At 68.7% G+C, this 11,853-nt stretch carries 11 protein-coding genes; 3 read left to right on the top strand and 8 right to left on the bottom strand.

All coding sequences use genetic code 11. The annotated features are described in order from the left end of the window. The first annotated feature begins 132 nt into the window (after positions 1 to 132). From TS85_RS16475 to TS85_RS16465, 3 genes are read left to right on the top strand one after another with little or no spacing between them, the layout of a single operon-like run. Positions 133 to 1,680: a hypothetical protein gene (locus tag TS85_RS16475; RefSeq protein ID WP_044333716.1), complete on the top strand. Its 1,548-nt coding sequence runs from the start codon at positions 133 to 135 to the stop codon at positions 1,678 to 1,680. Further along, a complete protein-coding gene (locus tag TS85_RS16470) occupies positions 1,662 to 3,269 on the top strand; it encodes a Dyp-type peroxidase (protein ID WP_155006455.1) in 1,608 nt (535 codons plus the stop codon). The genes TS85_RS16475 and TS85_RS16470 overlap by 19 nt, the downstream gene beginning before the upstream one ends. Beyond that, positions 3,266 to 4,510, top strand: coding sequence for a cytochrome P450 (locus TS85_RS16465; RefSeq protein ID WP_052507970.1), 1,245 nt, complete (start codon positions 3,266 to 3,268; stop codon positions 4,508 to 4,510). Before TS85_RS16470 ends, TS85_RS16465 begins: the two co-directional genes overlap by 4 nt. Before the next feature lie 6 nt (positions 4,511 to 4,516). On the opposite strand, the gene TS85_RS16460 is transcribed toward TS85_RS16465, so the two are convergent. From TS85_RS16460 to TS85_RS16425, 8 genes are all read right to left on the bottom strand, one after another. Next, positions 4,517 to 5,245: a Crp/Fnr family transcriptional regulator gene (locus TS85_RS16460; RefSeq protein WP_077228662.1), complete on the bottom strand. Its 729-nt coding sequence runs from the start codon at positions 5,243 to 5,245 to the stop codon at positions 4,517 to 4,519. Positions 5,246 to 5,248: 3 nt separating this feature from the next. Next, the gene (locus tag TS85_RS16455; protein WP_044333712.1) at positions 5,249 to 5,632 is read right to left on the bottom strand and encodes a response regulator; all 384 of its coding nucleotides are present in this window, start codon (positions 5,630 to 5,632) and stop codon (positions 5,249 to 5,251) included. A gap of 221 nt (positions 5,633 to 5,853) precedes the next feature. Beyond that, positions 5,854 to 6,492, bottom strand: a complete 639-nt coding sequence (gene fixJ / locus TS85_RS16450; protein ID WP_044333710.1) for a response regulator FixJ — start codon at positions 6,490 to 6,492, stop codon at positions 5,854 to 5,856. After that, positions 6,461 to 7,984, bottom strand: coding sequence for a PAS domain S-box protein (locus TS85_RS16445; RefSeq protein ID WP_044333709.1), 1,524 nt, complete (start codon positions 7,982 to 7,984; stop codon positions 6,461 to 6,463). Before TS85_RS16445 ends, fixJ begins: the two co-directional genes overlap by 32 nt. A 57-nt stretch (positions 7,985 to 8,041) precedes the next feature. Continuing rightward, the gene (locus tag TS85_RS16440) at positions 8,042 to 8,737 is read right to left on the bottom strand and encodes an NAD(P)H-dependent oxidoreductase (RefSeq protein ID WP_044333708.1); all 696 of its coding nucleotides are present in this window, start codon (positions 8,735 to 8,737) and stop codon (positions 8,042 to 8,044) included. A 1-nt stretch (position 8,738) separates the two neighbouring features. After that, the gene (locus TS85_RS16435; RefSeq protein WP_044333706.1) at positions 8,739 to 9,542 is read right to left on the bottom strand and encodes a universal stress protein; all 804 of its coding nucleotides are present in this window, start codon (positions 9,540 to 9,542) and stop codon (positions 8,739 to 8,741) included. Positions 9,543 to 9,625: 83 nt separating this feature from the next. Continuing rightward, positions 9,626 to 10,972, bottom strand: coding sequence for an oxygen-independent coproporphyrinogen III oxidase (gene hemN, locus TS85_RS16430; RefSeq protein ID WP_044336448.1), 1,347 nt, complete (start codon positions 10,970 to 10,972; stop codon positions 9,626 to 9,628). Between the two features lie 233 nt (positions 10,973 to 11,205). Further along, positions 11,206 to 11,829 carry a DNA-3-methyladenine glycosylase family protein gene (locus TS85_RS16425; RefSeq protein WP_044333705.1) on the bottom strand — a complete coding sequence of 208 codons (624 nt, stop codon included), beginning with the start codon at positions 11,827 to 11,829 and terminating at the stop codon, positions 11,206 to 11,208. Positions 11,830 to 11,853 lie beyond the last annotated feature (24 nt).

Below are 11,853 nucleotides of genomic sequence, written 5' to 3'. Positions count from 1 at the left end.
CCCTCGAATCGAGACGGCGATGGGCTCGCGACTTCCGGGGGGGAGAATTGGGGGATGCGGCAGACCACTTTATCGGTTGCGCTTGAGGTAAAGCCTGAAAGTTACGACCATTTATCGGCAACGCTCGACGCGTTGCGGGATCGGCGAAGCACCGATCCTACCGGCGGCACCGGCGCCTTTGCCGATTTTCTCAATAGCGTGCCTGCGCTGCACTTCCTGTCGCTCAGCGTCTTTCCCGGCTACGACTATGATCCGCTGTTCGTGATCGAAGCCAATTTCGATGGGCCGCAGGGTCCGTTCTGGGCGCAACTCGAAAGCGCGATCGGCGACGATCTGCGCGGCATGCTGCGCTGCTGCAAGCGACCGCTCGACAATGACGGGCCGCTCTACGACGCCGTCACCGCCCCCGGCGCGCGCGCGCCGATCGCCCCCTATCTGGAGGCACGGGCGCTGCGCCCGACAGTGTATCACCACGGCAATCGCGGCATGCCGCGCGACCGCATCCTGGCGGAGGCGGCGCTGTTCGGCGCGATGCGCCGCGAAGTCGACGGCACCGACAGCTTCGCCCCCAGCCCCTATCGCGGGCTGCCCCCGCGCGAGGTCCATTCGCGGCTGCGCGCGGTGCTCGTCGGCGATTTCGGCTGGCTCGATACAAAGGCGCCGCCGCGCATCCCGCTGGCCGAGAATATCGGCGACTGGGTTCGGCTTATCGCATTCATATTGCTCGCTATTTTTGCATTGTCCCTGCCCGGCATGATCCTGAAGCTCATGCTGTCCTGGCAATGGCTTACAGGCGTGCTGTGCGTCATGTTCGTCCTCTTCGCGATCCGGCTGAAACAGATCGGCGTCGCGCTTCCGGGGACGGCGACGCCAACCCGGTTCAGCTTCCTGAAGCTGTTCTTCCGCCAGCTGCTTCCGCTCGCGCTGTTCGTCGCCGCCTATCTCGCGCTCGCCGCCGCGATCTGCACGCCCACGGCGATGCTGGTAAAGGCGTGGAACTTCACCACGGCTTGGCACGCGATGCTCGAATGGCTCGGCTGGGGGCTCGCCGGGCTGCCGGTGACGCTGGCCGGGCTCGTCCTGTGGCTGCGCACGCTGGAGCGCGCCGATTCGTCGCAGGACGCGCCCCCGGTCGACCCGGGGATGCTGCGCGAAATGGCGCGGCGCGAGGATTGGATCCCGCAGAACCACATGGGATCGGTCGTGCTGATCAAGCCCGGCGTGCTGCGCGCGGTGATCATCCGCGCGGGGCATCTCGGGCTCGGCCTGCTGCTCCGGATCATCGCGCGCGACGGCTATCTGGGGTCGATGCGAACGATCCACTTCGCGCATTGGGCGATGGTCAACAACAAGAGCCGGCTGATGTTCTTCTCGAACTTCGACCAGACCTGGGAAAGCTATCTCGACGATTTCATCGAGAAGGCGCACGCCGGGCTGACGCTGGCGTGGAGTTGCGGGGTGGGCTTCCCGCCGACGCGCTTCCTGGTCAAGGACGGGGCCAGCCATGGCCGCCAGTTCAAGGAATGGGCGCGGCATTCGATGACCGTCAGCCGCTTCTGGTACTCGGCGTACAAGGACCTGACCGCCGACCAGATCGAACGCAATTTCCGCGTCGCCTGTGGGCTGCGCAAACCAAGTCTCACGCAGAAGGAGGCCGCGCTGTGGATCAACGACCTGTGAGCGCCGCCCCCGCCGCAAAGGGACCGCCGAGCTGGAAGCTGGCGCCGCCGCACGACAAGCTGACGCAGGGCATGGTGGTCAGCGGCTTTTCGTCGCTGCCCACGGGCCGCGCGCTGTTCCTCGAATTCCAATGGCCGGGGGTTGCGAAGGGCGGCGGCGGCGCGTGGCTCAAGGCGCTGCGCGCGGTCGCGCCGGTCACCGACGCCGATGGCCGCGATCCGCAGGCCGCGGCGCTGGGCTTCACCTGCGAGGGGCTGCGGCGGATGGGGCTGGATGCGAACACGCTCGCGTCGTTCGACCGCCCGTTCAAGGAAGGCATGTTCCAGGAGGATCGCCTCCGCCGGCTGGGCGATCGCCGTGGCAAGGACTGGATGCCCACGGTCATCCCCGACGGCCCGAAATGGAGCGGCAACACCCCGCTCGACGATGCCGCCGCCGATCCCGTCGCGCACGCCTTTGCCGAGGACGAGGCCGTCACGGAGACGCGGATCGTGACCCCGCTGACGGTCCATGCCGTGCTGTTCCTCTACGAAAAGGACGAGGACGCCGCCGATGGCTGGTGCAAGCGCGTCGGCGATGCGCTGGCGCCGTATCAGGTCGCGGTCGTCCACCATTTGCCGCTCGAGCTGCGGCTCGACGAGCGCGGCATCGCGCGCGAGCATTTCGGCTTTGCCGATGGCGTCTCGCAGCCCGAGCCCTATGAACCCGGCGCCGTCACGCTGGCGGGGGCGGACGCGCCCAAGGACCCGTGGAACGGCGTGCCGCTCGGCGAGATCCTGATGGGGCATGTCAATGGCCATCACGAAGTCGCGCCGGGGCCGGTGGTGCCCGATACGCCCGCGGGCCGCGCCGCCGGGCTGGTCCCGCATCCGCGTGGCGAGGGGTTTCTCGATCTCGGGCTCGACGGCAGCTACATGGTCGTCCGCGAACTGCGCCAATATGTCACGTCGTTCTGGAAAGTGCTGGGCGAGTCCGCGGCGGCGATTTCGGCGGCCGATCCGGCGGGATCGGGGCATGTCGACGCGAAATGGCTCGCCGAGCGGGTGATCGGGCGCGATCTCGACGGCAACCTGCTCTGCCCGGTGGGGGTGCTTCCCCCCGATCCCTATGGCGGTCCGGCGAACGACTTCGGCTTTTACGATACCGATCCGCACGGCCTTGGCTGTCCGATGGGAAGCCATGTCCGCCGCGGCAATCCCCGCGACGGGCTGGCGCCCAAGCCTGCCGACAAGCAGACGCTGCTCGATGCCGCGAACAACCACCGTATCCTGCGGCGCGGGCGCAAATATGGCCCGACGATCGTCGATCCGCTGGTCGACGACCACGCCGATCGCGGGCTGTTGTTCGTGTGCCTCAACACCGACATCACCCGCCAGTTCGAATTCGTCCAGCAGACCTGGATGCTCAATCCCAATTTCGCGACGCTGGCCGACGAAACCGATCCGCTGCTCGGCCCGGCGGGGACGCTGACGATTCCCGAGGAGCCGCTGCGCCGCCGCATCCGGGTGGACACCTTCGTCCAGATGGCGGGGGGTGAGTATTTCTTCCTGCCCAGCATGCCCGCGCTCGCCTTCCTGGAGACGCTATGAGCGTGCTTGACAGCAACGAGGTGCTGCGGCCCGGCGCGACCGGGATAAAGGGGCTGCTCGGGCGGCTGGTGTTCGCACTGATGCCGTGGTTCTTCTCGGTGCTGCGGCGCGTGAAGCCGGTCGCGAAATTCGGCGGGATGACGCTCACGTCGCGATACGATGATGTGCGCGAGGTGTTCGCGACCGACCCCGCCTTCGGGGTGGTCTATGCGCCCAAGCTCGACGTGATCATGGGCGGCGAGCCGTTCTTCCTCGGCATGGGCGACACGCCGCAATATCGCGACGACACGGCCACGATGCGCCGCGTGGTCCGGCGCGAGGACCTGTCCCGGCTGGCGGCGGCGGTCGAGGCGGAGGCGGCGACCGCCGTTGCGCGGGCTGCGGTGGAGGGCGGATCGATCGAAGTCGTCCAGTTGGTGCGCGACGTCACTTTCGACGTGCTCGGCGCCTATTTCGGCGTGACGCCGCCGCCGAACGGCAACCTCCAGGTCTGGGCCACGCGGCTGTTCGAATTCCAGTTCGCCGATGGCGGCAACGATCCTGCACTCCGCGCCGAAGTCGATGTGATCGCACCGGCCCTGCGCGCGCATATCGATGCGCTGATCGCGCAGGCGCATCGCGGCGGTGGCGTGCTGGACAGCGTGCTGGCGCGCTGCGTGGCGATGCAGGCGGCGGGGGAGCCGGGCTTTGCCGACAACCGCATCCGCACCGCGCTGATGGGCTTCATGGTCGGCGGCCCGCCACAGCCGCCGATGGTGGTGCCGCAGGCGATGGAGCAATTGCTGCGGCGCCCAGATGCGCTGGCCGGGGCACAGGCGGCGGCGCGTGCCGGCGACGACGCACTGCTTGCGCGCTATGTGTTCGAGGCGATGCGCTTCGATCCGCTCGCGCCCGGGCTGCCGCGCACCGCGCTGGTCGATTGGACGCTGGCGGCGGGGACTGGCCACGCCACCCCCATCCCGGCGGGGACGACGGTGCTCGCCGCCTTCGCCTCGGCGATGATGGACCCGCGCCGCGTCGCCAATCCGGACCGCTTCGATCCGTGGCGCCCGCCCAGCGACTATATCCATTTCGGCTATGGGCTGCACCAATGCTTCGGTCTGCACATCAACCAGGCGACGCTGCACCGAATGCTCAAGCCGTTGCTGCAACAGACCGGGCTCCGCCGCGCACCGGGCAGCGCGGGGCACCTGACCAAGCGCGGCGGCTTTGCCGACCGGCTGACGGTGCGCTTCGGCTAGCGGGGGTCAGCCCCCGGAGCGAAGCGCCAGTGCCGCAGCGTCGAGGATCACATAGCTGCGCGTGTCGGGCAGGTGGATCGTCCCGCTGCGCTTGAGCCGCGTCATGTTGCGGCTCACCGTCTCGATCGTCAGCCCCAGCAGGTCCGCCATCTGCTGCCGCGTCAGCGGGAGCGTAACCCGCTCGCCCGGCTCCCCACCGCCGCGCTCGGCGATTTCGAGCAGCAGCGTCGCGACGCGCTCCGGCGCGGACTTGCGCCCGAGCAGCAGCATCCACCGCCGCGCGCGATCCAGCTCGTCGAGCACTCGCCCGAGCAGCGCATGCTCCAACGCGGGATGTTCGCGCGCAAAGCCGTCGAAGCTGGGGCGGCGGAACACGCAGAGCCGCGTGTCGGCCAGCGCCGTGACGCAATGCCCCGCGCGCGCCGAAAAGGGCCGGCCGACGAAATCGCCGGGGAAGGCGAGCCCCAATATCTGCTCGCGCCCGTCGTCGAGCGATGCGGTGAGCTTGAGCAGCCCCGACCGCACTGTCCCGACCACCAGCGCCTCGTCGCTCTCCCACATCAGCGTCTCGCCGCGGCGGAGCAACTCGGTGCGCCCCATCCGGTACATCGCGTCGAGCACCGGCTCGGGCAGCGCGGCGCAGATCGCCCGCTCGCGCGCGGCGCAGTCGCCACAGCCGCGCCCCACACTCCCGCCGACGCCGGCGCCTTCGCGCATCAGGGGTTGCAGATACATGGCCTATTCCTTCTCGGCGCCGGTGATCGCGGCGAGCAACTGGTGCTGGGGCACGGGCTTTTCGAGGATCGCGTCATAGCCGCAGGCCAGCGCCGCCTCGCGCAGCGTGCCCGAGGGATAGGCGGTCATCAGCACCGAGCGCCCCGTCCACCCGATCCTTTGGAGCGCGCGGAGCACGCCCAGCCCGTCGCTGTCGGGCAGGCGATAATCGGCGATCAGATACGCCGCCTCATCGATCGTCGGGTCGGCGAGCAGCGGCGCCGCAGCCGAATAGGACCGGACCTCGAAGCCCTTGCCGTTCAGCATCAGGTGGATCGATCGCCGGACTCCGTCATCGTCTTCGACCAGGAGAACGCGCGGGCGGGGAATGGGCTTGGTATCGGGCATGGCAACCTGTGTGCTGACAAGGCACCGTGCCGCAGGCCGGGCGGCGGGTCGCTACGTGATGTTCCCTAGGGGCGGTTTGGAAATGCGCTGGGGCGCATTTCGCGGCACCGGCCCGCTCCCCCGCCCGGCCACCCGACGGCAGTATTCTATGGGTGGCCGGGCGGGGGAGCGGGCCGGTGCCGCCTTGAAATTCGCTCTTTCGCGAATCTCCAAACGCTCTCTCACGCCTTGGCCGGCGAGGCCTCTTCGCCTTCCAGCCCCGCCGAAAACGCGATGCGCAGCGCCTCGGACAGGCTGCGCACCCCCAGCTTGCTCATCACATTGGCGCGGTGCACTTCCACGGTGCGCGGCGAGATGCCGAGATCATAGGCGATCGTCTTGTTCGGATGGCCGCGGACCAGCCCGCGCAGCACGTCGCGCTCGCGCGCCGTAAGCGCGGCGATCCGCACCTGCGCCTCATGCTCGGACGAAACCACTTCGGCGCTGTGGTTGAGCCGCTCGAACGCCGCCTCGATCGCGCGGAGCAGCAGCGCCTTTTCGAACGGCTTCTCGATGAAGTCGACGGCGCCCTGCTTCATCGCAGCGACGGCGGTGTTGATGTCGCCATGCCCGGTCAGGACGATGACCGGCATCGCCACGCCGCGGGCGTTCAGCTCGGCCTGGACCTCGAGCCCGTCCATCTCGGGCATGCGCACGTCGAGCAGGATGCAGCCGGGCTCGACACCCTTCACTTCCTTCAGGAACTCGACGCCCGATGCATAGGCCTTGACGTCATAGCCCGACGTGCGGAGCATGAACCCTGCCGAGCGCCGGATCGATTCCTCGTCGTCAACGAGGTGAATGGTCCGTTTTTCCGTCATTGGAGTCCTCCGTCCCCGCGCCCATAATCGTAAAGTGAAAGATCGTGCCCCCGCCGGGACGGGCATCGACCCAGATACGTCCGCCGTGCGCCTCCACGATCGTCCGGCAGATCGACAGCCCTAGGCCCATGCCGCGGTCCTTGGTACTGGAGAATGCCTCGAACAGCCGCGACGCGAGCGCCGGATCGATCCCCGGTCCGGTATCCGCGACCGACACCCGCACCATGCCGCGCGCGTCGGAGGCGGTGGCGACCGTCACGTCGCGCACCGGGCTGGGCCCCATCGCCTCGACTGCGTTGCGCACGAGATTGACGAGGACCTGCTGAATCTGGACGCGATCGACCAGCACCGAAGCGGCGTCGGGGTCCAGGTCGTAAAAGGCGCGCACGCCGCGCTCCTTCGCGCCGATCAGCGCCAGCCGGCTGGCCTCGTCGATCAGATGCGGCAAATCCTCGACGCGTTTGTCCACATCGCCGCGCGACACGAAATCGCGCAGCCGCCGGACGATATTGCCCGCACGCAGCGTCTCCTGCGCCGATTCGTCCATCGCCTCGCGAACCATTGCCAGCGTTTCGGGATCGGTCCGCTGGTCGAGCAGGTCGCGCCCCGCCTCCAGGTAGTTGGCGATGGCGGTCAGCGGCTGGTTGAGCTCGTGCGCCAGCGTCGACGCCATCGTTCCCATCGCCGACAGCCGCGAGACGTGGATCAGCTCGGACTGAAGCTCTTTGAGCCGCAGTTCGGCGCGCTGCTGTTCGGTCAGGTCGCGGATGAAGCCGGTGAAGATCCGGTGCCCTTCGCTACTCGCCTCGCCGACCGACAATTCCATCGGGAACGGCGTGCCGTCGCGCCGCTGGCCGACGACGATGCGACCGATGCCGATGATCCGCCGCTCGCCGGTCGCGAGGTAGCGCGCGACATACTCGTCGTGCCGGTCGCGATCGGGCCCGGGCATCAGCATCTTCAGATTGCGCCCGACGACATCGGCCTCGGTATAGCCGAACAGCCGTTCCGCAGCGGCGCTGAACGACAGGATCGTGCCGCGCTCGTCGATCACCACCATCGCGTCGGGGACGGTGGCGAGGATCGAGCGAAGATGCAGCGCGCTGCGCTCCAGCGCCGATTCGGACGCCTTGCGATCGGTGATGTCGTACATCACCTGCCCGAACCCGCGCAGCGAGCCGTCGTCGTGATGCAGCGCGGCGATGGTGACGTCAGCGAGGAATTCCGACCCGTCCTTGCGCACCCGCCAGCTTTCCTCGCGAACACGCGATGCGATCGCTCGGTGCAAATCGGCCGCGGGCTTGCCCGTCGCAGTGTCGGGCGGCGGATACAAGTCGCTGCCGGGCCGCCCGATCATCTCGTCCGCGGTCCAGCCGGAAAGCAGCTCGGCGCCGCGATTCCATGTCAGCACCATTCCGTTCGCGTCGAGCAGGAACAAGGCGCGGTCGGTCGCGGTGTCGACGAACAGGGCCAGGGTCTCGGAACGGTTCATCACGCGACGCTACAGAGAAACGGCAATTTTATCGAGCACTCCATCGGCGCGTTCGGATCATGCGCGTTCGGCGACGCGACGGGCCAGCGCCGCCTGTGCGTGTATTGAATGGCGCGCATGGAGCAGGTCGCTCGACAGCTTGAACGCCGCCGTCCGCGCGCTTTCCAGATGCTCGTACACCACGGCCTCGGGCAAGCCGTCGACGATCGAGTCGAAATGGACATGCTCGCTCGAATGCATCTGGAACGCCGCGACCAGATAGGCGTCGAACGCCTGGCGCAGCGCAACCCATTGGCCCTTCTCCTCGAGCCAGGGCAATGTCGTCGCCGAGGACGAGAGCGTCAGCAACCGTTTCCCCACGAGCAACGGGCTGGGCAGCCCCGCCTTGAGCGATTCGGCGCGGACCCGCGCGCCGAGCACGCGATCGATATAGCCCTTGATGATCGCGGGCGGCGTCCCGAACCAGATCGGGTAGATCAGCACGATCGCATCGGCGGAGCGCACATAGTCCAGCTCGGCCGCGACATCGGGCCAGCGTTCGATCCCGGCGCCGGGCGTCTCGTCGGCGTGGAGCACCGGATCGAACTTCTGCGCATAGAGATCGCGCAGCATCGGGATCTGCCCGCATTCGCGCACCGCCGCGCAATAGGTCTCGGCGATCGCGCGGTTGAAGCTGTTGGGCGAGGGGTGGCCGAGCACCACGAGCTGCCGGAGCGGTTCGGAGGAGCGTGCGCCCGTGGTGATCGCGTCCATGTCAGTGCGCCAGCAATAGCGGCACGGGGCTTTCGCACAGCATCCGGCGCGTGACTCCGCCGAACACCGCCTGCAGCGCGCGGCTATGGCCATAGCCCCCCATCACCAGATAGGCGGGGTGGAGAGTCGCGATTTCGGTGAGCAGCGCGTCGCTGGTCCGTTCGAAGCTGGTCGGCACGTGGCGGATCACCGGCTCGATCCCGTGGCGCGACAGATATTTCGCCGCCTCGGTCGCGGAGGATTTGAGCGAGCCGTCGTCGATCTCGACCAGCGTCACGGCGCGGGCCAGCGCGAGCAGCGGCACTGCCGCCTGGAGCGCTTCCTCGGCGGCCTTGGAGCCGTCCCACGCCACCAGCGCATGGCCGAACGCATCGAAGCGGCGCGCCGTCTCGGGGACTGCCAGCACCGGGGTTTCGGCGCGGACGAGCAGGTCGCCGGCGAGGCCGCGCATGTCGGGAAAATGCAGCCCCTCGAGCTGGCGGTTGATGACGATCACGTCCGCCAGCCCCGCCGCCGCGCGCAATGCGCCGCTCAGGTCGCCGGTAACGTCCTGCCAGTCATAGGACACGTCCTCATGCGCGAGCCGTTTCGCCAGCGTCGCGCGATTGACGCGTTCGCGCGCCCGTTCGTCGGCAAGCAACAGCGCCGAGCCGCCATTGGGCACGTAATCGTCGATGGCGACGGGCACGATCGTCACGTCGACACAGACCAGATGCCCGTTCAACGCACGGGTGAGGTCCAGCGCGGCCTGCAACCGCGCCTCCTGGCCGGGATCGTCATGGATCAGCAGCAGCACGTTCTTCATTGGGGTCTCCATCTTTCGAGGATGGAGCGAGGCTAGGGGCGGGATCGGGCGCCGGGTATCGGGAAATATCCCAAGGCGCTCCCCTATACCGCGCGGCTGAAGCGTTGGGGCGGGGCGGCGCGATAGGCGTCGAACGCGCACGCGGCGAGGCGGGCATAGGGGCGCCCCGCGGGCAGGATCGCGACTCGCCACCCGTCGAGCGCGATCACGCCCTGGTCGCGCAGCGCCTTCAGCGGCGGCAGCGCGGCGGAAAGCGCCTGCACCGGCTGGCCATGGCGCAGCGCGATTTCGGCGGCATCGACGCTGCCGTCGCACAACAGCCGCTCGATGATGTCGGTGCGCATCCGGTCGTCGGCGGTGCGCGCCACGCCGCGAACCCCGGCCAGCAGGCCATTGCCCGCGAGCATGCGATAGCGCCCGGCATGTTTCTCGTTCTGGACGAGCAGCCCGTCGAACTGGCTGATCGACGAGGCGCCCAGCCCGATGACGATCGCCGCGGGATCATCGGTAAAGCCCTGGAAATTGCGCCGCAGCCGCCCGCTATGCGCGGCGACGGCGAGGCTGTCGCCGGGCCGCGCGAAATGATCGAAGCCGATCGCCCGATATCCGGCCTCGACCAGCAGGTCATGCGCGAGCGCGCTCTGCCAGAATCGTGCGCGCGCGTCGGGCAACAGGCTCTCGTCGATCATCCGCTGGCGCGGCAGCATCCGCGGCATATGCGCATAGCCGAACATCGCGACGCGATCGGGGGCGATCACCTGTGCCTGGGCGAGCGTCGCGGCGATGTCGTCGAGCGACTGGCCGGGCAGGCCGTACATCAGGTCGAGGTTGATCCGCCCGATCCCTGCCGCGCGCAGGTCGTGGGCCGCCCGCGCAACGTCGCGGAACGGCTGGATGCGGTTGATCCGGCGCTGGACCTGCGGCGCAAAGGTCTGCGCGCCAAGGCTGGCACGCCCGATCCCGGCGGCGGCGAGCGCGACGGCATAGTCGGCGTTGAGCGTGCGCGGGTCGAGCTCGGCGGCCCATTCGGCATCGGGCGCGATGTCGAAGCGCGTGCGCAGCGCGGCGGCGATCGCGAGCAGGTCGGCGGCGGGCAGGGCGTTGGGACTGCCGCCGCCGAAATGCACGCTGACCACGCGTCCCAGCATCCGGCCGCCGACGCTCTCGATCTCGCGCAGCAGCGCGTCGCGATAGGCCGCGACTCGGTCGCCGCGGCCGATCGCGCCGGTGTTGCACCCGCAATACCAGCAGATTTCGTGGCAGAAGGGGATGTGGACGTACAGCGAGACCGGCGTTTCCGGCGCAACCGCCGCCAGCGCGTCCGCCTGTTCGCGCGCGCCGATGCCGGGGTGGAATTCGGCGGCGGTCGGATAGCTGGTGTAGCGCGGCACGGCGCGCTCGGCGAGGTCGGGCAGGAAAAGATGCGGCATCGCGCAGGCCTGGCGCGCGAGGGCGCGGCATTCTTTGACCTGGATCAAGGAAGCGCGGCGCGCGGCGGCGATGCTGGACGGTATCGTTTTATGGAGACCGTCCCATGCTCGACATCATCGGAAGCAATTATCTGTATCTCGTCGCGGGATCGATGATCGCATTCGCCGCGGTGCTTGCCGCGCTCAGCATCCTCGACGCGGTGCGCGCCGACCAGGGCTGAGGCGGGGGCCGCTCAGATCACGTCCATGTCGACCTTGTAATGGTGCCAGGCAAAGATCGCCGCGGCGCCGCGATGGGGCCGCCAGGGTTCTGAGAGGGTGCGCAGCAGCTTTTCCGACGGGCGCTCGGCATGGCCGAGCAGCCGCCCGATCTCGATCTGCACCGCCAGGTCGCCCGCGGGCCAGATGTCGGGGCGCCCCTCGGCAAACAACAGGTAGATTTCGGCGGACCAGCGCCCGATGCCCTTGATGTGCGTCAGCGCGGCGATGGCGGCTTCGTCGTCTGCGGGGAGGTTGTGCAGGTCGAGCCGGCCGCTGCTGACTTCCTCCGCCAGGCTGCGGGCATAGCTCGCCTTTTGCCGCGACAGCCCGGCGGCGCGCAGCGTCTCGTCCGATGCCGCGGCGACGGTGGCGGGATCGGTCAGGTCGCCCAGCGCGGCGGCGAGCTTGTTCCAGATCGACTGCGCGGCGGCGACGCTGACCTGCTGGCCGATGATCGTGCGCAGCAGGGTCTCGTAGCCGCGGTCGCGCAACCGCGGCTCGGGATAGCCCGCGCGCGCGAGGCCCGCGGCGAAGGCGGGCTCGATCGCGGCAAGCGCGTCGAGCGCGGTTCGAAGCTGTTCGGCGCTCAATCCCATCTAGGCGATCCTTGCACTGCTGGG

Source organism: Sphingomonas hengshuiensis (genome assembly GCF_000935025.1).
Taxonomy (GTDB): domain Bacteria; phylum Pseudomonadota; class Alphaproteobacteria; order Sphingomonadales; family Sphingomonadaceae; genus Sphingomonas; species Sphingomonas hengshuiensis.
This window is presented reverse-complemented; position numbering and strand designations above follow the sequence as displayed.